Raw genomic sequence first — 19941 nt, 5'->3', positions numbered from 1 at the left:
TTCCTGTCCTTCGCTAACATCTGTGCGGGCGCCGGTGGTGCCGGACCGGTTCGACAGGTTTGGGGAGCGGATGAGGCAGATTCTGTTTTCGGCGTCGATCGCGCTGGTGGTGTCGATCTGCTTGACGCCCTTGCTGATCAAACTGTTCGCCACTCGCGGGCTGGGGCAGGAGATCCGGCTCGACGGGCCCCGCAGTCATCAGGCCAAACGCGGGACGCCCACCATGGGCGGGATCGCGATTCTGGCCGGAATCTGGGCGGGCTATCTCGGATCACACCTGATCGGAATCCGCTACGACGTCGAGGCGCCGTCGATGTCGGGGCTGCTCGTACTCGGTTTGGCGACCGCGCTGGGTGTGGTCGGCTTCCTGGACGACTCGATCAAGCTCCGCAAACAGCGCAATCTCGGGTTGACGGCGGCCGGGAAATACGTCGGCCAGCTCGGGGCGGCGGTCGTCTTCGGCATCCTCGCCCTGCGCTTCCCGGACAGCAACGGTCTCACGCCCGCGGGGCGGCACCTGTCCTACGTTCGTGACTATTCCGCGGTGACCTTCGGGGTCGTCGTATTCCTGCTGCTGGCTTGCTTTCTCGTGGTGGCGTGGTCGAACGCGGTCAATATCACCGACGGCCTGGACGGACTGGCCGCGGGCTCGATGAGTTTCGCGCTCGGCGCCTACGTGATCATCACCTTCTGGCAGTACACCAATGCCTGTGCCACCACGCCGGCCGTCGGCTGCTACCACGTTCGGGACCCGCTGGATCTGGCCGTGGTGTGCGCTGCCGGGGTGGGCGCCTGCATCGGGTTCCTGTGGTGGAACGCCGCCCCCGCCAAGATCATCATGGGTGACACCGGCGCACTTGCCCTGGGCGGCCTGCTGGCGGGGCTGTCCATGACCACCCGCACCGAACTGCTCATGGCCGTCGTCGGTGCGCTGTTCTTCGCCGAGATCCTCTCGGTCCTGCTCCAGATCGCCATCTTCCGCACCACCGGCACCCGCCTGTTCAAAATGGCCCCCTTCCACCACCATTTCGAACTCAGCGACTGGGCCGAAACCACCGTCACCATCCGCTTCTGGCTCATCGCGGGCATCTCCGCCGCCTTCGGCCTCATGCTCTTCTACGGCGAGTACCTGGCCGCCGTCGGTTGAGCCCCGCAGCGCCGCGAGGTGGATCGATCGGCGGGGTTCGAGGAAGATCGATTGGGTACTAATCCTTCATCTGTCCCTCACATCGCGGTCGCCGCAGATACAAGCCGGAAGGCTTCGAGTATCGAAGGGGTTACGCCGATGACCTACCAGGACCCGCAGCAACTGCGGCTGTATCAGAACCTCTACGACTGCCTGGCCGACCCGGGTGAGCTGGACATCATCGATGCGATGCGGGCGGCGGAAATCCACCTGGGCTGCTCGGAGCGCTGCCATCCGCGCCGCCGGGCTCAGCAGCGCATCGCGGCTCAGGGTTGACGCGCGCCGAGGTCACCACCACTGGGTGATGGCTCCGACCTCGCGGCCGAGTTCCGCGGCGAGCGTGCGGGAGTAGCTGGCCGAGATGTGGTGCTCGTCGCGGTAGACCAGGACATTGCCCTCGGCGGCCAGACAGCGTTCGGGCCGGCAGATCGCGTCGGTGAGATCGAAGGGGAAGACGTTCGGGTAGGCCGAGGCCGGTTCCAGCGCCGGATTCACCGCGTTCAGCGCCTCGGCCCGATCGATACCGCAACTGTAGGAATTGCCGCGATGCGCCAGGCAGTCGATGGCGCGATACCCGACGCCGTCGCGGCGCGGCCACGGAGTGTCACGCACGGCCAGCGTATTGAGTCCGCGATCGGACAGCGCCGTCCACACCTCCAGGTATTCCGGTGGCACGGTATCGCCCGGATCGCCGGGCCGGGTCGCGGTGAGGAAAACCCAGTCCGGCCGCTGCGCGTCGAGCAGGTCGAGTACCTCCGCGGACCATTCGCGGCATTCGGGGAACGGCGCCAGCGCGTAGGACGGCTCGTCGACCAGCGTGAGCGGGCAGCCTTCCTTGAGATAGGTGAGGATTCGGAACCGATGCTCGGCGGCCAGCACTTCGAGGGCGGGCAGCCAGTGTTCGGAGTGCGACCCGCCGACCAGCGCGATGGTCCGTTCGGAATTCTCGTCACCGTAGACGCAGGCCCGCACCTCCCGATCGGGGGTGATGCAGCCGTCGTAGGTGGGCCGCGGCGCGTCCATCTGCCCTTCGAACACGGTGGGCCGCATGGGTTCCGCGGCGGCGACCACTCCGTCGGAGAGTACGGCCGCGCCGGGATACCGGTCGGCGGCCAGTGTGGTCGGCGGATGTGGGGGATTGGCGAGCAGCACCGCGCGCCAGCCGAACGCCGCGGCCAGGACCGCGACTCCGGCCGTGGCGGTCACCAGGCCGATGCCGCGCCGGTGCGCGCCGTCGCCGCGCAGCGGTGCCTCGATGCACCGCTCGGTTGCGTACGCCAGCGCCAGCGAGATCGCCAGCACCACCAGCCCGCCCTGGAGCCCGGGCGTCACCTTGCCGTATTCCGCGAGGTAGAAGATCAGGATCGGCCAGTGCCACAGATACAGCGCGTAGGCGATGCCGCCGAGGCGGACCAGTACGGGGGTGGCCAGCAACCGGTTGGCGGTCAGCGGGCGCGACCCCATTCCGGACAGGATCAGCGCGAGCGCGGCCAGCACCGGGAACAGCGCCGCGGGCCCGGGGAACCGGGTGGCGCCGTCGATCAGCAGCCCGCACGACAGCACCATGAGCAGGCCGAGCACCCCGAGTACGCCACGTACGAACCGCGGCATCGTGATCCACGGCGCCGCCACGGCCAGTGCCGCGCCGGCCAGCAGCTCCCAGGCTCGCGCGCCGCTGTCGTAGTAGGTCCACGCCTGATGCTGCGCCGTCCCCTCGGCCGCGTACCAGAACGACACCGTACCGGCCCCGATCAGGCCCGCCAGCAACATGATCCGCGCACGCGTGCCCTGACCCGAGAACCGCGCCCACAGCGCGACGACCACCAGCATCGCCAGATAGAACTGCCCCTGTACCGCCATCGACCACAGGTGCTGGAGCGGGCTCACCGACGGATCCGGCGCCAGGTAGTCCAGTTCCGCACCGGCCAGATACCAATTCTGGTAGTAGAACACCGAAGCCAAGGTCTGCGCGGAGATGTCACCCCACTGCGTGTAGGGCCGCACGATCACCGTCGCACCGACCACCACCGCCAGCACCACCAGCAGCGCGGGCAGCAAACGCTTCCCGGTCCGGGTCAGCGTCGCCTTGATCGCGCTGCGCCGCAACAGCATTGCGGTGAAGAAGAAGCCGGACAGCACCAGGAACACGTCCACGCCGCCGGAGACCCGGCCCATCCAGATGTGGAACACCACCACCAGCGCGATGGCCAGACCGCGCAGACCGTCCAGGTCGCTCCGATAGCCCGGTCCTGCCGACGGTGCGGAACGAACTCGCGACGCCGACCCGATCCCACTCGTGGCGGACGAATCGGTCATCGGCGAACTCTCGGCATCATGTGAAATAGCGTAGCCACACGTAGATCCACGCCGAGCAGGTGCTCAGGAACGTGACGACGATGCCGGGCTTGGTGAACTGCCAGAACGAGATCGGATGGCCCGCCCGCCGCGCGATGCCGAGCGCGACGACATTGGCGCTGGCCGCCACGGCGGTGCCGTTGCCGCCGAAGTCGGCGCCGAAGGCGAACGCCCACCACAGCCCGTGGCGGTGCGACGCGTCCGGTGTCTGTGCAACGAGTTCCTCCACCGCCGGCGCCATGGTGGCGGTGTAGGGGATGTTGTCGACGAAGGCCCCGATCACCGCGGAGCCGAAGAGCAGCGTGGTCATCGCGCCGATGTGGTTGTCGCCGAAGGTGGATACGGCCAGCGCGCCGATCGAGTCGATGACGCCGGTGTGCACCAGCCCGGCGACCATGACGAACAGTCCGGCGAAGAAGACGAGCGTCGGCCACTCGACCTCGGCGAGCACGTCCCCGACGTCCAGCCCGGAGACCAGCAGCATTATCCCGGCGCCGACCAAGGCGACGATCGACGGCGCGACGTGCAGTATCGAGTGCAGCCCGAATCCGAGAACCACGCCGAACAGCACGATCGACGAGCGCAACAGCAGCCGCGGGTCTTTGATCGCACGCTTCTCCTGAAGGGCCAGCACGGTGTCGGAGTTCGGGAGGTCACCGCGAATCGTGGCACGGAACAACACCCGGGTGAAGAGCACGAACAGCAGGAAGATCACGACAACGGCGGGTGCCATGTGGATCAGGAAGTCGTTGAAACTCAGTCCGGCGCGGCTGCCGATGATGATGTTCGGCGGGTCACCGATCAGGGTGGCCGCGCCGCCGATGTTGGCCGCGAGCACCTCCGCGATCAAGAACGGCTGTGCGGGGATCCGCAGCCGATCGCAGACGACGATGGTGACCGGGGCCACCAGCATGATGATCGTGACATTGTCGAGCAGCGGGGACGCGATGGCGGTGATCAGCATCAGCATCACCATGAGCCGGAACGGGTTGCCGCGCGATCGTTTCGCGGCCCAGATCGCCAGGAAGTCGAAAATGCCGGTCTGCCTGATGATTCCGACGATGATCATCATGCCGAGCAGCAGGAAGATGACGTTCCAGTCGATCCCCGCGTGCTCGGAGTAGAACACCTGCTCGCCGGGAGTCAGGCCGAGGATCGTCATCAGTCCTGCGGCGACGAGCACCACCTTGACCTTGTCGGCGCGCTCGGTGGCGATCAGGTAGAACGCGCCGACGAAGATTCCGACGGCGATCAGCCCATCCATCGTCCGGTTCCCGGTCTGCCCGAGAATGGGTGCCGCCCATGATTACTCATCGTCGGGCCCGGCGACTGCGAGGCTGGCCAGCAGGCGTTCCAGCGTGACCGCGCCGACCAGCGCCCGATTCCCGTCGACCACCGCGACCAGTGGACTGTGCCGGTGCGCCATCAGCGCGGCGATCTCCAGCAAAGTCGCGTCGGGTCGCACGGTCGCGGGTCTCGCGCTGTGCGCGGGCAGGCAATCACCGACCGTGCGGCTGCCGGGCGCCTGCCAGAACAGGTCGGCGTGCAGCTCGTCGACGGTGCGGGCCAGGGCCTGATCGGATTGATAGGAGCTGGGGATCGCCAGCCGCAGCACCTGGGTGCCGGGCAGGACCGCGATCGGGCGTCCGTCGTCGTCCACGACGACGATGCCGGGCAGCCGCTTGACCACCATCAGGCGGACGGCTTTGGCGACCGGGTCGCCCACCCGGATCGTGGGCAGGGAGATGGCGATCTCGTGTGCTTGCATGGTGCGGCTCCCTCGCGGGCGTGCTGCGCTGGTCGTCATCGCGGTGCCGATCCGGGGGCGAGCAGCTGTTCCAGCCGTGCGACGCGGTCGAAGATCGAGGTGCTGTGCAGTAGCTGTGCGCACTCGTCGGCTTCGTCGGGATCCAGGGCGACATCGATCGAGGGTTCGTCGGCTGCATCGGATCCATAGACCAGTACGTGTTTGCGGCCGCCCGCCTCGGCGAGCACCGCGAAGCGCGCTCCGCCCCGAGTGCGCAGATGATGGACAACGCCGAGCCCGGGGATGGTCGTGCGGTCGACCTGCATCCCGAACACCTCCCACCGGTACCGACCGAATCTCGAATGTCTAAGAGTCTTCGTGGCCGCGGCGACCGGCACCATCGGGGCGCGACCCCATCTCGAGGCCCGGTCTACGGGGGCTCGACGTGCTCGAATGGGGTCTGGACCGGATGGACGGGGGTGCGCGGGAGCCAGCAGAATGGTCGGATGGACCGTTCCGCCAGCGGGCTGAGCAGGCTGCTCCGCCATACGCGTACGCCGGTCGGCGCGCTGTTCCGGCGGATCATCCTGATCAACGGCCTGGTGTTCGCGTTCGGCACGCTGGTGCTGGCCCTGTCTCCGGCGACGGTCTCGGCGCGGGTCCGGCTCACCGAGGTCCCGGTACTGCTCATCGGGTTGGCCGTGATGCTGGGTGCGAACGCGATCCTGTTGCGACGCAGCCTGGCGCCCCTGGATCACCTGATCGCGTCCATGCACCAGTTCGATCCGCTGCGCCGCAACGATCGGCTGGACGACATCGACAACGGCGATCTGGGGCATGTCGTCGATTCGTTCAATGCCATGACCGAGCGGCTGGAATCCGAGCGCACCGCCGCCAGCGCGTCCGCGCTGGCGGCACAGGAGGGAGAGCGGCGACGGATCGCCCGTGAGCTGCACGACGAGATCGGACAGAGTTTGACCGTGGCACTGCTGACGATGAAACGGGCTGTCGACAAGGCGCCCGCCGAACTGGTCGACGAATTGTGCGGGGTGCAGGAGACGGTGCGGAGCTGCCTGGACGAAGTGCGCGGCATCGCCCGGCGCCTGCGGCCGGATGTCCTCGACGAACTGGGCCTGCACAGCGCGTTGACCGCGCTGTGTCACGACGTGTCCGATACCGCCGGACTCACCGTCACCCGCGACGTGGATCGGCAGCTGGATCGGCTGCCGCCGGATATCGAGCTGGTCTGCTACCGCGTCGTCCAGGAGTGCCTGACGAACGTCGTGCGGCACGCGGCCGCCACCACGGTGCTGGTCGGATTGCGCTCCGGTTCCGGTGTTGTGGAGTTGCGGATCACCGACAACGGTCGTGGGGGAGTGACCAGGGAGGGGGCGGGCATTCGCGGGATGCGGGAACGCGCACTGCTGATCCAGGCCGCGCTCACCGTCGAGTCGCCGCCGGGCGGCGGCACCGACATCCGGTTGCGAGTTCCCTACGACACCGCGCGCAACGCCCGATGACCGCGCCCGCGCCCGCCCGCATCCTGCTCGCCGACGACCACGCGCTGGTGCGCAGCGGGATCCGGATGATTCTCGACGCCGAGCCCGACCTCACCGTGGTGGCCGAGGCCGCCAACGGGCAGGAGGCTTTGGAGCTGTTGAGCCGGGTGCCCGTCGATCTGGCCATTCTGGATATCGCGATGCCTCGGATGACCGGTATCCAGGCCGCGCGGGAGATCAGCCGGGTAGCCGGACAGGTCCGGATCCTCATGCTGTCCATGTACGACAACGAGCAGTACTTCTTCGAGTCGCTCAAGGTCGGTGCCTCGGGCTATGTGCTCAAATCGGTCGCCGATCGGGACCTGATCGAAGCATGCCGGGCGACCATGCGCGGTGAGCCGTTCCTGTATCCCGGTGCGGCCACCGCGCTGATCCGTGACTATCTGCAACGCGCTCGCCACGGCTCGTCGCTGCCCGACACCATCCTCACCCCGCGCGAGGAGGAGGTGCTCAAGCTCATCGCCGAGGGGCATTCCACCCGCGAGATCGCCGAGACGCTGGTCATCAGCGCCAAGACGGTCGACCGGCACCGGACCAATATTCTGGCCAAACTCGATCTGCGCGACCGCACCGCGCTCACCCGCTACGCGATCCGCGCGGGACTGATCGAACCGTGACGGTGTCAGGATTGGGCGGCGTCGGTGACCTCGAGGGATTCGCCGTTGTCGGTGCGGGTGCTGCGTTTGCGGGTTTCGGCCCACCGCAGCAGTGGCTCGACCACACGTGCGGCGATCGGCCCCATGACGGCCATCAGCAGCACGTAAGTAGTTGCCATGGCCGCGAATTCGTCCGGCACCGCGCCGGCGGAGACCGCAAGACCCGCGATGACGATGGAGAACTCGCCGCGCGCGATGAGCGCGGTGCCCGCCCGCGCCCGGCCGTACTTGGATGCGCCCGCGCGTTTGGCCGCCCACCAGCCGGTCGCCACCTTCGTCGCGACGGTGACCACGGCCAGCAGGATCGCCCAGCCCAGCACCGGGGGAATGGTCCGGGGGTCGGTGCTCAGCCCGAACAGCACGAAGAACATGGCCGCGAACAGATCGCGCAGTGGTTCCAGGATCTTCGTCGCGGTGTGCGCCGTCGAATCCGAGATCGCGATTCCCAGCAGGAACGCGCCGACCGCCGCCGACACCTGGAGCGCCGAGGCGATCCCGGCGACCAGCAGCGCCGAGCCGAGCAGCTTGAGCAGGAAGATCTCCCGGTCCTCGCTGTCGACGATCATCGACACGTATTTGCCGTAGCGCAGCGCGATCACCAGCACGACGGTGACCGCGGTGAGCGCGATGCCGAGCGTCTGCAACCCGGACACGAACCCGACGCCCGCCAGCACGGCGGTGAGCACCGGCAGATATCCGGCCATCACCAGGTCTTCGAACACCAGGATCGACAGGATGGTCGGCGTCTCCCGATTGCCCAGGCGGCCGAGGTCGCCGAGCACCTTCGCGATGATGCCCGAGGACGAGATATAGGTGACGCCCGCCATCGCGACCGCGCCGGTCACACCCCAGCCCAGCATCAACGCCACGATCACGCCCGGCGTCGCGTTCAACACGATGTCGAGCACACCCGCCGCCCAGGAGCTCTTCAGCCCGGTGACCAGTTCCTTGGCGGTGTATTCCAAACCGAGCAGCAACAGCAGCAGGACGACACCGATTTCACTGGCCAGGTGAATGAACTCGTCGACGTGGTCGAGTTCGATCAAGCCGCCCGTGCCGAATACCAGCCCACCGATGAGATACAGCGGAATCGGTGACATACCGATCCGCGCGGCAACTCGCCCCAGCAAACCCAGACCAAAAAACACCGCGCCCAGCTGAATCAGCGCGAGCGCGGTTTCGTGTGCCACCATCTACTTTCAGCCATCCGTCATAATTCTGGCGGCAGCCGCTAGGCCCTCCGCCGTGCCAACAACAACCAGGACATCACCGGCGGTGAAAAGGAATTCGGGGCCGGGAGAGGGAATCGCGTGTCCGGCGCGCATCACCGCGACGATCGATACCGACGTGCGGGTGCGCATGCGGGTATCTCCGAGCGGGCAACCGGCATAGGGTGAGCCGGCGCGGACCGCGAGCTGCCGGGTGACGAGCTCGCCGAACTCCCGGTGTTCATCCTGCAGTTTCGCGACCACCTGCGGTGCGCCCAGCAGGTTGGCGAGCACGGTCGCCTCGTGGTCGGACAGGGAGATCTGCTGTGTCTCATCGGGATTGCCGGGCTTGCTGACGATCAGATCGATCGTGCCGTCCTTGTGATCGATGATCCCGATCGTGCGGCGGCAACCGGCCAGCGAGATGTCCTTGCGTACCCCGATGCCGGGCAGCTGCGTTACTTCGACGTTCACGGGCCCAACTGTAACCACGGCGGGGCCGTTCGGGTCGGGCGTGCGCGTGGTGGGCGCGGAACGGGGTCCGGCTAGGGATCGAGGGGGCGGGGCGAGAGGTAAGGCATCGTGTCGTACGCGTGTTGCGTGTATGCCATGGGCGGCTCCTTTCGCTTCGATTCGTCATGAGACGGACTCGTGGAGTCGCGTGCCGGCCAGGTCCCCCGGCTCGCCTGTTTGGTAATGATTCCGTAAAGTAGCTGATTTTGCAAACTCGCGGCTATGTCGGCGCGCTGGTTTCGACCTCCAATTATGTTGGTGTGCAATGGATTACATTTCGCACCGAAATCTCCGCGCGTGCCGCCCGCGCGGTGGCGCGGCAGGCTCGGTACGCTCGCGCCTGACCTTCGGGAAGGAGCGTTCATGGAGACCGCCACCGCAGTCGACCGGCTGGCCGAGATCGAGTCCCCGCTGCCCGCGTGCCTGGACGAGAGCCGGGCGTTCCACGAACATTGGCCGGTGCGCCTGGGCGACACCGACGGTCGGCAACGGCTACGGCTGGACGCCGTGGCGCGCTATCTCCAGGACATCGGATACGACCATCTCACCGTGGTCGAGGACGGTGACCTGCATCCCGGCTGGATCGTGCGCCGCACCGTCATCGACGTGCTGCGGCCGATCGAATTCGGTGACCGGGTGCACCTGCGGCGCTGGCCCTCCGCCCTGTCCAACCGCTGGTGCAATATGCGCATCAAGGTGGACAGCGAGAACGGCGGCCTGATCGAATCCGAGATGTTCCTGATCCACGTCGATATCGAAGCCGGCCGCCCGGCCCGCATGACCGACCGCTTCATGGCGCCGATGCTCGCCGCCACCACCGATCACCGGCTGCGCTGGCGGGCGGCCCTGGCCGCCGACCCCGCACCCGACGCCGACGTGTCGCCGTTCCCGCTGCGGGTCACCGATGTCGACCACTACGGTCACGTCAACAACGCCGTGCACTGGGAAGCCGTGGAGGAGGCGATCGCCCGCCATCCCGACCTGCGCGAGCAGCCGTACCGGGTGATTCTCGAGCACGTCGGCCCCGTACTGGCCGGCGACGACGTCCGAATCCGGGCCTGGCGCGACAATACCGGTCTGCACGTGCAACTCGAGGTCGACGCCACCGCCCGGACGCTGGCCCGGATCACACCGATCTAGCAATCGCGGCTGCACAGCGCAGCTCTCCCCCGCAGCGCGTCCGTCAGGGCGTCCCCACCCAGGCTGCCTTACCGCGATGTACTCGGCCGAGCACGACGTCCACGCATGCCGATCAGGTCGGCAATTCGGATAGGTGGGGTGGATAGCGCGTCGTCGAATCGGTGTCGGCGCCATCGAGTTGTGCCGAGGTCAACCCGATGGCAGCGCGGAGATCGGTCCCGAGCAGGTTCGCCCCGGTGAGGATCGTCCCCGACAACACAGCGCCGGTGAGGATGGTCCCCGACAACGCCGCTCCGGTGAGGTCGGCGCCGGTGAGCCGGGCCCCGGTGAGGTCCGCCTCGTTGAGGCGAGCGTCGACCAGGGTCGCGCCGGACAGGTCCGCGCCGCGCAGGTTCGTGCCGATGAGCGTGCTGCGATCCAGACGTGCGCGGGTCAGGACGGCGTCCGTGAGATCGGCTCCGGTGAGTTCGGTGCGGGACATCAGCGCATTGTGCAGGTAGAACCGGTGCAGATCGGCGCGTGGCACGCGAATTCCGGTGAGGTCCAGTGGCTCCGGGGTGTCGCGGGACCACCGACCGGGCGCGGGGTAGCTGCGCAGTACCTCCAGTGCAGCCAGGTGTTCGCCGGCCAAACCGGTCCTGCGCTCTGTGGTTTGCTCGCGCAAGAAATGCGCCAGTAGTCTGCGGCCGCGCGGCTGTTCCCGCGGCGCGTCCTCCATGATCGCCTGTAGCGCCCACGCGCCGCCCGCGCGACGGACCGAACTCTCCGAATCCAGGTGTTCGACTGCGGTATTGAATCGATCGATGTGTTGACTGGCCCTGTCCAGGAAGAACTTCCGGGCCGTATACAGCAGCCCTACGAGTCCCAGCACCACCGTCACCACGGGGACGAATTGCCCGCGCAGTGTCGCAGCGGCGGCTAGACCGTCCTTGGTGTCGAGACGCCGCAGCTCGTCGGCGGCCAGCCAGATCGGCAGCTGATAGAGCAGGAACAGCACACCGGCGGCTGCCCCGGCTGCCGCCAGGCCGGTGAGAATCAATCGTGGTCGTATCGTCATCGCAGGTCCGAGTGTCGTAGAGTGCTCGATGTTCTGGTCACTGTAGTGGGCGACGGGGGTACTGGTGATGATCGCGTCGAGGTCGAATCTGCTACTGCCGGAACGTAACAGCCGGTTCATCAATCACGAACGACTGCTGAGGCAGGCCACCGCGCACGCGCTCGGCGGCGGTTCGGGCAATCGGACCATCGTGCTCACCGGCGGCCCGGGCTGCGGCAAGACCGCGGCCGGAGTGGAGCTCGCGCACCGCCTGAGCAGCCGATACCTCGACGGCAGTCTGTATTTCGAGTTCTCCGGCGATACCCGCACGCCGGACTCGATCTCCGATGTACTGCGTTGGGCGCTGGTCGAGCTCGGTGTGCCCGGCGACAGCATTCCCGATCATCCGGAGGCCAGGCGGGCGAAGTATCGCGCGTTGACGACGGAAGGTTCCTACGTCGTATTTCTCGACGGAGTGGTGTCCGAGCATCAGGTGCGGGCACTGCAACCCGGAGCCGGTAGTTCTGTGGTGCTGGTGACCGAAGCCAGGCCCGTGACACCGATCGACGCCGCGGGCGGGAAACTATTTGTCGTGGAGTCGCTCAGTGAGGACACCGCAGTACAGGTCTTCGCCGGATTGGCCGGCGCCGAACGGGTTGCCGCCGAAGCGGAGTCGGCCCGAGAGATCGTACGACTGTGTGAATGCCTGCCGCTTGCCCTGTCCATTGTCGGTTCGATGAGCTGTAGCCGGGCGGCATTGCGGTCGGCGACTCCGCTCGCCGACACGGCGGCCCGGCTGCGGGATGAGCATCGCCGCCGTTCGGTACTCTCGATCGATGTGGTCTTCGGAGCCGCCTATCACGCGCTGTCGGACCCGGATCGCCGGTGTTACAGAGCACTCGGACTCTTCGCACACGGCGGGCTGGTCAGCGCGCCCGCCCTGGCGGCTGCGTTGGAGAACCCCACCTACCCCGTCGAAGAATCGCTGATAGAACTGGCCGACAATCACCTGATCCAGCCGGTCGGCGAAAACCACTACACTGTCCGGAGTTTGGTTGCCCAGCATGCCCGGGAGGTCGATGATCGCTCGGCTGTCGAGCGTGCGGCCGAGGAAAAGCGACTGTTGGACTACTACGACGAGCGCATCCTTGCGGCCAATGGCTGGCTCGGACCGTCACGGCCGTGGCTGCCACTCTTGTTTCCAGAGATCATCTCCGCAGCAGGTGATTTCGCGGATTCGGCTGCGGCGCGGGCCTGGCTCAAGCAGGAGCAGCGCAGCCTGCGTGCCGCCGTCGACTACGCCACCGATCGATACCCCGAGCTACTGATCCGGTGGTGTGTGGCACTGTGGCCGTTCCACGAGAAGGAGAGGACCCTCGATGACCTCCAGGACCTTCACCACGTCGGAATCGCCGCTACGCAACAGACCGCGAACCCCCTGGCCGAGGCGATCCTGCGCGTACAGCTCGGACTCGCTCACCTCTGGTTGAACGACTTCACCCGCGCCAGAGGCGAATTCGAGGCCGCTCTGCGCCACACCAATCATCCCGAGGTTTGCGCGAGCGCCTTGGAGGGGCTGGGCTTGGCGCAACTCGCCGGTGGCCGCAACCTCGACGCTCGCGAATCCCTGCGCCGCAATCGGGAATTGGCCGACGCCATCGGCATCCCGCGCCGCATCGCCCTGGCCTGCTTCCATCTTGCGAAGGCCGAAGCCGCGGCGGAGGCACTTCCGCTGCTGGCTACGGCAGCGGCCCTGTTCGCCGAAGAACCCGAGGACGAGACCGAGAACCTTGCCAAAGTGCAATACTGGCGCGGTCGCAAACTGACCGAACTCGACGAATTCGACACCGCCACCACCGAACTCGAATCGGCTCTGTCCGTGATGACGAGCCGCCGCCGCATCTTCGATCAGGGCGAGATCTGCACCGCACTCGGCGAGGTAGCCACCCGGCAGGCCAACCGGATATCGGCCGACCAGTGGTACCGGCAGGCGGAGGCGGCTTACGCCGAGCTCGGTCGCACCGACCTGGTTGCGGCAGTCCACGCACGACTCAGCTCGTGATGGTGATGTGGACACAAAGGGCCCAGGTCTCCCACGGGCGACGTCGACGCCATTGCGACCAGCGCATTGGAACCTCGATCAGGCATGCCAACTGCGCGAGGCCGCGACGGGGGCATCGATGTCGGAGGTGTTTACGCTACGTCCTCTCCTCGGGCGGAACCAGAGTGCGCAACCCGATCGGGTGATGGCGCCGCGCGGACGGTCGACGAGTAGATTCGTCCGGCGCAGTGGATGGTCCACGTGCCGTGCAGGTCGGACAGTGCTCGGCCGGCAGACATGCGGTCGACGGCGACCGAGGTGAAGAGCTCACAGGCCAGCGGACTGCCCGCGATCGTGATGACTGTGCCGGAGCGGTCGCCCAACAGCCAGGCGGAGTCCCCGAGGGGAGCGGCTGCAATCGCGAGTCCGGGGGAGCAGGCAAGGGTTTCGGCGATCCAGTGCTCTGGTTCGGTGCCTGCCGCGCCGATCAGTGCGTCGGCCAGGCGGAGCCACTGGCGGCGTGGTTCGGAGCCGCCGACGACCACGTGGCTGCCGCGGGGGATTCCCTCCGGCGTGTGGAGTCGTTCCGCGGGGAAGCGGGTGATGTGGGCCGTCGTCCCCCGCTCGATCGAGACGTGCACCGAATAGGCTGTGGGTCTGACCAATTCGGATGTAGGAAGCGGGACCGTCGAGAGCTCGGCCGGCTCGGCTGGCTCGGCCAACCCCATGCTGTGGTACATGGCGGTGCGCAGAATTCGCGGGCTCGCATCGGGTTCGGAATTGCCTAGCGTCGTGATGGCCGAATAGCGCCGTGGATCGTGCTCGGCGATGGTGTGTCGAACCTGGGCGACGAGGTCGGCACGCGGATCCAGAATCGGCGCGGTGTGCAGAAGTTGAGCGGTGGGTGACCGAGGGTCCAGTCGATGCAGGGGTGCGGCCGCCAGCAGGAGCGGGATTCCCAGCGCCGTGGAGTAGAACGGGACCGAACCGTGGTCACCTACGACAAGGTCGGCGGCGACGATCGCCGCCCGCCAGGCGTCGACGTCTTCCGGCACGGTCACACCGGCCCGGATTGCGGCCGCGAGATTCTGACCGAACTGCCACGATGAATGCGCCGCAACAATATTCGGGTGTGGGGCCAGCAATACCCGGAATTCGTCTGCGGGTAATTGCTCGGCCAAACGTAGCGGCAGGTCCGGTGCGCTGTGCACCAGCGATTCGGGGCCCCAGGTAGAGGACACCACAACCAGTTTCTGATGGCGTGTCAACCCGAAGGCCCGGCGATACGATGCCCGCAGAGCCTGGCTCGCCCGCAGGCGATCGAAGCAGATGTCGCCTGCGACAAGAGCTTTCGGCACGGCGTCCGGGCAGGACATGCGTAGTCGTTCGCGCTGCTCGGCATGGGAAAGGACAATGATCGACGGCACGACTTCGCCGTCGTGCATCAGCCAGTCAGGAGTCAAACCGAAAACCGATTTGTCGATTTGTCGATTTGTCGATTTGTCGATTTGTCGAGATATTTATTGTATCCCATTCCGTGCGGCACCACAATCAATGGCGCCTGTATTTTGTGCAGCGCCCCACCGTAACTCGCGGAAATTGCCAAGTCGAATGTCCGATGTACCGCCTCCCGCCACGCAATCGGCTCGACACCTCGCCGCTTCAGAAACGCCGTGGTCCCCACATCGAATGCCGATGATCCCGTCCGCGTGAACTCGACCTGAACCCGAGGATCCTCGGCAACCAGCGGCAGCACATCGAACAGCCGAGTCGCGGCCGTCGCATTGTGGACCACCGCGAGCACGTGCCTTGTCCGATCGAAGCTCGCCCACTCGGGCTCGAGCCGCCTGGACCGAAGTTTCGCATGTCGTGACACGGTTGGCGATCGTAGTGATTCATCCTCCCGGAAGGTATTCAGCGCGTCAGCCGCTCGTAACGAGGACCGGTGGGAGCCACCCCGGTCCGGCCCGGAGGATGTCGGCGCGCTGCCGAATCAGCGTGATTTGACTCCCCCCCCCCCCTCGAAGAATGAGCGTTGGGTGGATTGCTGGTTGCGGTGGCGGCGGTAGCGCAGGGTGGCGGTCGCGGTGGTCACGCACGGGGCGAGGGCGGCGGCGGAGATCAGCAGGGCGGTGTCCTCCATGCCGCGCATGGCGGCCCAGCCGCCGAGTGTGAGGAGCAGGTCGCGGCGCCACATGATGCCGGCGGGGTGGACCGGTAGTCGTCCGTCGGGGGCCGCGAGCCAGGCGTCGACGAGGTCGCCGCGGGGGACGAGGCCGGGTGGGAAGGCGATTGGGACGGAGACGAATTCGCCGGAGCCGAGCAGGTCGCGGGCGGTGCCGACCGCGAAACCGGCGGTGGGGTGGGCACATAGGGCCGCGGCGAGCGTGGCGAGGGCGGTGGGTTCGAGCTCGTCGTCGGCGTCCAGATTCTGGATGAACTCCGCGCTGGATCGGCCGAGCGCGACATTGCGGGTGACGGCGGAGCCTTCGCGGGTGCCATTCACGCCCAGGCGTACCCGCGGATCGGCCGCGGCGCCGCAATCGATCAGTGCGGTGCGTGCCGAAGTCGCGTCCTCGGCGTCGATCTGGACCAGCCAGGTCCAGTCGGTGTGTGTCTGCGCGCACAGCGAATGCCAGGCCGTGGCGAGGAAATGCGAGTAGGTGGGATGCACCGCCGTCACCACCTCTACCCGCACGGTCCGTAGTCTGCCATCTCGACGGAGCGGGTGCCGCTGTGGTACTCAGTGGGCTGGCCATTCGGATGCCATGGGAGGCAGGGGAAGTCATGGATCACAGCACTGTCGAGGCGGCACTGGCGGGGATGCGGGCCACTGATTCGCGTGCGCTGGAACGAGATTGTGACCGGCTGGCCCAGCAATATCTGGCACAGCGGGTGGAGCCGCAATTCGAGGTCGGTTCGGCCGATTTCGACACCGACCCCTATCTCATCTGCGCCGACCGCTATTGGAATCACCGATTTCGGGCCGAGCCCACCCTGCGCACCGCGGTGGAGTGCGCCGGCTGGCTGTCGGAGCGGGTGGCGGCCGAGCATCGCGCGGCGATCCGCGAGAAATGGGCGCTGGGTTATGCGTTCATCACCCGCGACGCTGTCGAGACCGCTTCGGAGATCGCGGACGCGACCCGCGATATCGTCGCCAACGACGACAGCGCCTGTGGCAGAGCCTATTTCGTCACCCTCTACCACGCGGGGAAGTTGCGAGCGAATCTCTGGTTCGACGAGCTTGCGCAGTTCCTGGACTCCTCCCCGCTGGCCGTCGCCGCCGGCTCGAACCGGGATTCGGTGCTGTTCAAGGCATTGCGATCGTTCGCCGCGTTCGGCAGCCGCCGCGTCACCGACGAGTACGCCCGTATCCTGTTCGATGAGGTCTGGCAGACCCCCGAACGCACCTTCGCCGCAACGGATGTCGCGTTGAACGGCCTGGCCGTGAGCGTCCCGTTCGACGGTCGCGGCGAACTGCTTCGGGATCGTGCGGCCGAGGCGGTCACCGCCTACCCGGGCAGTCACATCCTGCGCTTCCGCCTGGCCGCCGGCCGCTATCGCTGCGGCGAGCACGATGACGCGCTCGCCGCTGTCGACGCCGCGCTGCGGCTGCTCCCCGCGAGCGGCTGGCGGGTGAGTCATGAACTCCTGCAAGGCCAATACCTCGCCTTGCGCGACGCCATCGAGATCGCCAGCAAGCAGGCCGAGGACAGCGCGGCCGAACGCGAGAAGGTGCGCCGCCACGAAGCCGCCATCGCCGAACTCGCCGCCACCATCCGCGGCTCGCTGGTCCGCGCGGTCGAACTGGTCTCCGTGTTCGCCGCCGTCATCGCCTTCGCCGTCGGCTCGCTCAATGTCTCCCTGAACGGCAACCTCAACCTCTCGTCCCGCCTCTGGATCGTCGCCGCCCTCGGCCTCGGCCTCGAGGACCCGTCGGAGCGGGTACCCACGCGCGAACAGTACAACGCGTGGTCGTGGCCGAGGTGGGTCGCTCCGATCGTGAACGACGGCAGTGGAGTGTTCGGCGTGCCCGGTCGGCTGACCGGCGCTTTGGCCGCCGCGTCCGACGCCGACCTGGCGGGGGTCGCCGCGCGCTGGGCTGCGATGCTGGAGCGCGACGCGGACGGCGTCGCGGGTATGGATCCGTTGGCGGTGGTGCGCGGAGTAGCGCGACTGGCGCGCGTGAACGGCCGGATCTACTGCGCGCACAGCCCCTACTGATCGCCGAACCTGTCGGTGGCTTGTGGGAGGGTGAGGGCTCGTCCGTGAGGAAGGCGTGCCATGACCACGGTGATCGATGTCGCCGCCAGCGGTGACCAGCATTGTGAGACAACGGCTTCGGGTGTGCTGCTACGGCATCTGGGGCTCGATCTGTCCGAGCCGATGCGCTTCGGGCTCGGGTCCGGGTTGTCCTTCGTCTACTGGGACAGCAAGAACATGGGTTTCCCGTTTCTCGGCGGCCGGGTCAAACCGTTCGAGCTCACCAGGAATCTGGCCACGCAACTGGGCCTGGATCTGCGCGAGGCGGAAACCACCTCGCCTCGCAAGGCGTGGGCCGAGGTGGCGGCGGTGCTGAACGCGGGCGATCCGGTCGGGTTACAACTCGACAGCTACCACCTGGAGTACTTCAGCTCGAAGGTGCATTTCGGTGGTCATATGGTCGCCGTCTACGGCTACGACGAACACGACGCGTACCTGGTCGACACCGACCAACAGGGCGGCAAGGTAGCCACCAGCCTGACCAGTCTCGCCGCCGCGCGGGCCGAACGCGGCCCGATGACCGCGAAGCACCGATCCTTCACGCTGTCCGGCACCTGGCTCGCCCCGGAATCTCGCCTCGTCCCGGCCGTCACCGCCTGCGCCCGGGAATTTCTGAACCCGCCGATCGCCAACCTCGGCTGTCGCGGCATCGAGAAGGCCGCCGTGCAAGTGCGGAAGTGGCTGCAACGCACCGATACTCCCGAACGCGATCTACCGCAGGCCGCCATGCTGATGGAACGCGGCGGCACCGGCGGCGCTCTCTTCCGCGCCTTCTACCGCGACTTCCTCGGCGAATGCACCCACTACCTGACCAGCGCCGACCTCCACACCGCCCACCGCCTCTTCACCGAATCGGCCACCCTGTGGACCGAGGTCGCCACCGCGATCGCCGAAGCCGGCCGCTCCGGTAACACCACCCCCCTCACCCATGCCGGCACCCTGCTCCACGACATCTCCCGCCTGGAGCACACGGCCATGACAGCACTACTCCGTCTGGAACCATGAGGGCCACAGCGCAGTTGCGCTGTGAAATGACCGTATGGGGATTCCCACACGGGGCGCGGTTTGTTCCGGGCGGTAGACGCTCCTGTCGGTGATCCACCGGCGACTCGGCCCCCGGTCTGCTGCTCGACGCGCAAGCCGAGCTGGAACGATGATCGCAAGCCGACCGCCGGGCGGCAATCCACCTGGCGGCCTGCTCCTTTCAGTTCTCGGACCAGATCGTGCGCACACCCTCGAAGATCGACGGATAGGTTGGATTCCAGCCCAGCTCCCGCTTCGCCTTGGCGTTGGAAACGTGAATTCTCGTCTCGACCATCAGCGCGTGCAGGTAGGGGACGGGTGTCAACAGCCAGCCGGGAACGGTTCGCGGCGGTGGCGCGTCACTCGCGTCGGCCAGTGCGCGGATATAGTCCTCGAAGCCGATCGGCCGATCGTCGACGATGTTGTACGCCTGACCCGCTCGGCCGCGCTCGAGCGCGGCCACGGTCGCCGTCGCCGCGTCGTGGATGTGGATCGGCGAGGTGATCCCGGACGGGCGGAGGACGGGCAGGCGGCGGCGTCTGGTCTGCCCGGCCAGTTCCCGGGTCATCGGTTCGGGGCCGTAGAACATCCCGTAGCGCAACGCGATACCGTCGATATCGCGTGCGCCGAGGACCTGGTCCTCGTTGGAGCGCAGCGAACGCATGTGGCGGTCGGTCGGCCCGTGGCCGGTGAGCTCGGCGAACGGCGCGTCCTCGGTGACCAACGCCGTCCCGTGATCGCGATAGCCGTATCCGAGGAAGAACGACTGCGTCACAAAGCGTTTCGCGCCGACGAGCCGAGCCGCCTGCATGAGGTTGGCGGTTCCCCGGTCGCGCAGGTCGTCGGTGGCGTACAGGTTCCGGTGGAACAGGGGAGCCCCCGTGATCGCGGTCGCCTCATGGATGACGGCGTCGGCGGTGTATCCCTCCAGTGCGGCCAGCAGTCGGTCCAGGTCCAGCAATCCGGCGTGGACGGGTTCGGCTCCGGCCGCGCGCAGTCGGTCCGCGCCCGCTTCGGATCGGGTCAACCCGATCACCTCGTGCCCTGCCGCCAGCAATCGCGGAACGAGCGGGGTTCCGAGGGTGCCGGTGGCTCCGGCAAGCAATACCTTCATGTCGGTCCCTAAGTTCGTAGGTGTCTGGGGTTGGTGCCCTGGATGCCCAGGGCGGTGGGGTGTAGCTCATGTCGGTTTGCCTTTGGTGAGGCTCCGAAGG

The 19941-nt window shown here is 67.1% G+C and carries 19 protein-coding genes; 8 read left to right on the top strand and 11 right to left on the bottom strand.

Features of this window, described 5'->3' with window-relative positions; genetic code table 11:
• Positions 1-70: 70 nt before the first annotated feature.
• Both mraY and ACFVMC_RS30795 read left to right on the top strand, forming a co-directional pair.
• Positions 71-1147: a phospho-N-acetylmuramoyl-pentapeptide-transferase gene (gene mraY, locus ACFVMC_RS30800; RefSeq protein WP_379216123.1), complete on the top strand. Its 1077-nt coding sequence runs from the start codon at positions 71-73 to the stop codon at positions 1145-1147.
• 138 nt (positions 1148-1285) lie between these two features.
• Positions 1286-1462, top strand: coding sequence for a hypothetical protein (locus tag ACFVMC_RS30795; protein ID WP_379216122.1), 177 nt, complete (start codon positions 1286-1288; stop codon positions 1460-1462).
• 12 nt (positions 1463-1474) lie between these two features.
• On the opposite strand, the gene ACFVMC_RS30790 is transcribed toward ACFVMC_RS30795, so the two are convergent.
• Genes ACFVMC_RS30790 through ACFVMC_RS30775 form a run of 4 tightly spaced genes read right to left on the bottom strand, consistent with a single transcriptional unit; the run spans position 1475 to position 5614 of the window.
• Positions 1475-3502, bottom strand: coding sequence for an acyltransferase family protein (locus ACFVMC_RS30790; protein ID WP_379216120.1), 2028 nt, complete (start codon positions 3500-3502; stop codon positions 1475-1477).
• Between the two features lie 16 nt (positions 3503-3518).
• Positions 3519-4805: an SLC13 family permease gene (locus ACFVMC_RS30785; RefSeq protein WP_379216118.1), complete on the bottom strand. Its 1287-nt coding sequence runs from the start codon at positions 4803-4805 to the stop codon at positions 3519-3521.
• Between the two features lie 42 nt (positions 4806-4847).
• Positions 4848-5309, bottom strand: a complete 462-nt coding sequence (locus tag ACFVMC_RS30780) for a CBS domain-containing protein (RefSeq protein ID WP_379216116.1) — start codon at positions 5307-5309, stop codon at positions 4848-4850.
• 35 nt (positions 5310-5344) lie between these two features.
• On the bottom strand, positions 5345-5614 hold the full coding sequence (locus tag ACFVMC_RS30775) for a hypothetical protein (protein WP_379216114.1): 270 nt from the start codon (positions 5612-5614) through the stop codon (positions 5345-5347).
• A 180-nt stretch (positions 5615-5794) separates the two neighbouring features.
• On the opposite strand from ACFVMC_RS30775, the gene ACFVMC_RS30770 reads away from it, so the two are divergent.
• Complete coding sequence (locus ACFVMC_RS30770; RefSeq protein ID WP_379216112.1) at positions 5795-6808, top strand: histidine kinase; 1014 nt, start codon at positions 5795-5797, stop codon at positions 6806-6808.
• A complete protein-coding gene (locus ACFVMC_RS30765) occupies positions 6805-7464 on the top strand; it encodes a response regulator (protein ID WP_379216111.1) in 660 nt (219 codons plus the stop codon). The genes ACFVMC_RS30770 and ACFVMC_RS30765 overlap by 4 nt, the downstream gene beginning before the upstream one ends.
• Before the next feature lie 5 nt (positions 7465-7469).
• Here ACFVMC_RS30765 and ACFVMC_RS30760 read toward each other — a convergent pair whose 3' ends face one another.
• Complete coding sequence (locus tag ACFVMC_RS30760) at positions 7470-8696, bottom strand: cation:proton antiporter (protein WP_379216110.1); 1227 nt, start codon at positions 8694-8696, stop codon at positions 7470-7472.
• Positions 8697-8702: 6 nt separating this feature from the next.
• Complete coding sequence (locus ACFVMC_RS30755; RefSeq protein WP_379216108.1) at positions 8703-9185, bottom strand: cation:proton antiporter regulatory subunit; 483 nt, start codon at positions 9183-9185, stop codon at positions 8703-8705.
• Between the two features lie 402 nt (positions 9186-9587).
• Here ACFVMC_RS30755 and ACFVMC_RS30750 point away from each other — a divergent pair, with 402 nt between their 5' ends.
• Positions 9588-10364 (top strand): acyl-[acyl-carrier-protein] thioesterase, encoded by a 777-nt coding sequence (locus tag ACFVMC_RS30750; RefSeq protein ID WP_379216106.1) that lies wholly within the window; start codon positions 9588-9590, stop codon positions 10362-10364.
• 112 nt (positions 10365-10476) lie between these two features.
• On the opposite strand, the gene ACFVMC_RS30745 is transcribed toward ACFVMC_RS30750, so the two are convergent.
• A complete protein-coding gene (locus tag ACFVMC_RS30745) occupies positions 10477-11421 on the bottom strand; it encodes a pentapeptide repeat-containing protein (RefSeq protein WP_379216105.1) in 945 nt (314 codons plus the stop codon).
• Positions 11422-11488: 67 nt separating this feature from the next.
• Between ACFVMC_RS30745 and ACFVMC_RS30740 the strand changes: the two genes are divergently transcribed.
• Positions 11489-13462, top strand: a complete 1974-nt coding sequence (locus ACFVMC_RS30740; protein ID WP_379216103.1) for an NB-ARC domain-containing protein — start codon at positions 11489-11491, stop codon at positions 13460-13462.
• A gap of 131 nt (positions 13463-13593) precedes the next feature.
• On the opposite strand, the gene ACFVMC_RS30735 is transcribed toward ACFVMC_RS30740, so the two are convergent.
• From ACFVMC_RS30735 to ACFVMC_RS30725, 3 genes are all read right to left on the bottom strand, one after another.
• Positions 13594-14904: a hypothetical protein gene (locus tag ACFVMC_RS30735; protein ID WP_379216101.1), complete on the bottom strand. Its 1311-nt coding sequence runs from the start codon at positions 14902-14904 to the stop codon at positions 13594-13596.
• The gene (locus tag ACFVMC_RS30730) at positions 14901-15245 is read right to left on the bottom strand and encodes a hypothetical protein (RefSeq protein ID WP_379216099.1); all 345 of its coding nucleotides are present in this window, start codon (positions 15243-15245) and stop codon (positions 14901-14903) included. The genes ACFVMC_RS30735 and ACFVMC_RS30730 overlap by 4 nt, the downstream gene beginning before the upstream one ends.
• A gap of 189 nt (positions 15246-15434) precedes the next feature.
• Complete coding sequence (locus tag ACFVMC_RS30725) at positions 15435-16139, bottom strand: glycosyltransferase (protein WP_379216097.1); 705 nt, start codon at positions 16137-16139, stop codon at positions 15435-15437.
• A gap of 89 nt (positions 16140-16228) precedes the next feature.
• Here ACFVMC_RS30725 and ACFVMC_RS30720 point away from each other — a divergent pair, with 89 nt between their 5' ends.
• A complete protein-coding gene (locus ACFVMC_RS30720) occupies positions 16229-17665 on the top strand; it encodes a hypothetical protein (RefSeq protein ID WP_379216095.1) in 1437 nt (478 codons plus the stop codon).
• A 60-nt stretch (positions 17666-17725) separates the two neighbouring features.
• Positions 17726-18709, top strand: a complete 984-nt coding sequence (locus ACFVMC_RS30715) for a BtrH N-terminal domain-containing protein (RefSeq protein WP_379216094.1) — start codon at positions 17726-17728, stop codon at positions 18707-18709.
• Positions 18710-18908: 199 nt separating this feature from the next.
• Here ACFVMC_RS30715 and ACFVMC_RS30710 read toward each other — a convergent pair whose 3' ends face one another.
• Positions 18909-19841, bottom strand: a complete 933-nt coding sequence (locus ACFVMC_RS30710; RefSeq protein ID WP_379216092.1) for an NAD-dependent epimerase/dehydratase family protein — start codon at positions 19839-19841, stop codon at positions 18909-18911.
• Positions 19842-19941: the final 100 nt, after the last annotated feature.

It is taken from the genome of Nocardia sp. NPDC127579, assembly GCF_042672005.1.
Lineage (GTDB): Bacteria > Actinomycetota > Actinomycetes > Mycobacteriales > Mycobacteriaceae > Nocardia.
The sequence above is the reverse complement of the archived record's forward strand: the minus strand, read 5'-3'. Positions and strand labels throughout refer to the sequence as shown.

Coding starts and splice junctions, on each gene's coding strand:
- ACFVMC_RS30775 (WP_379216114.1), bottom strand. CDS start 5,614: ATGCAGGTCGACCGCACGACCATCCCCGGGCTCGGCGTTGTCCATCAT.
- ACFVMC_RS30780 (WP_379216116.1), bottom strand. CDS start 5,309: ATGCAAGCACACGAGATCGCCATCTCCCTGCCCACGATCCGGGTGGGC.
- ACFVMC_RS30765 (WP_379216111.1), top strand. CDS start 6,805: ATGACCGCGCCCGCGCCCGCCCGCATCCTGCTCGCCGACGACCACGCG.
- ACFVMC_RS30745 (WP_379216105.1), bottom strand. CDS start 11,421: ATGACGATACGACCACGATTGATTCTCACCGGCCTGGCGGCAGCCGGG.
- ACFVMC_RS30790 (WP_379216120.1), bottom strand. CDS start 3,502: ATGACCGATTCGTCCGCCACGAGTGGGATCGGGTCGGCGTCGCGAGTT.
- mraY (WP_379216123.1), top strand. CDS start 71: ATGAGGCAGATTCTGTTTTCGGCGTCGATCGCGCTGGTGGTGTCGATC.
- ACFVMC_RS30740 (WP_379216103.1), top strand. CDS start 11,489: ATGATCGCGTCGAGGTCGAATCTGCTACTGCCGGAACGTAACAGCCGG.
- ACFVMC_RS30720 (WP_379216095.1), top strand. CDS start 16,229: ATGGATCACAGCACTGTCGAGGCGGCACTGGCGGGGATGCGGGCCACT.
- ACFVMC_RS30795 (WP_379216122.1), top strand. CDS start 1,286: ATGACCTACCAGGACCCGCAGCAACTGCGGCTGTATCAGAACCTCTAC.
- ACFVMC_RS30770 (WP_379216112.1), top strand. CDS start 5,795: ATGGACCGTTCCGCCAGCGGGCTGAGCAGGCTGCTCCGCCATACGCGT.
- ACFVMC_RS30715 (WP_379216094.1), top strand. CDS start 17,726: ATGACCACGGTGATCGATGTCGCCGCCAGCGGTGACCAGCATTGTGAG.
- ACFVMC_RS30760 (WP_379216110.1), bottom strand. CDS start 8,696: ATGGTGGCACACGAAACCGCGCTCGCGCTGATTCAGCTGGGCGCGGTG.
- ACFVMC_RS30710 (WP_379216092.1), bottom strand. CDS start 19,841: ATGAAGGTATTGCTTGCCGGAGCCACCGGCACCCTCGGAACCCCGCTC.
- ACFVMC_RS30750 (WP_379216106.1), top strand. CDS start 9,588: ATGGAGACCGCCACCGCAGTCGACCGGCTGGCCGAGATCGAGTCCCCG.
- ACFVMC_RS30785 (WP_379216118.1), bottom strand. CDS start 4,805: ATGGATGGGCTGATCGCCGTCGGAATCTTCGTCGGCGCGTTCTACCTG.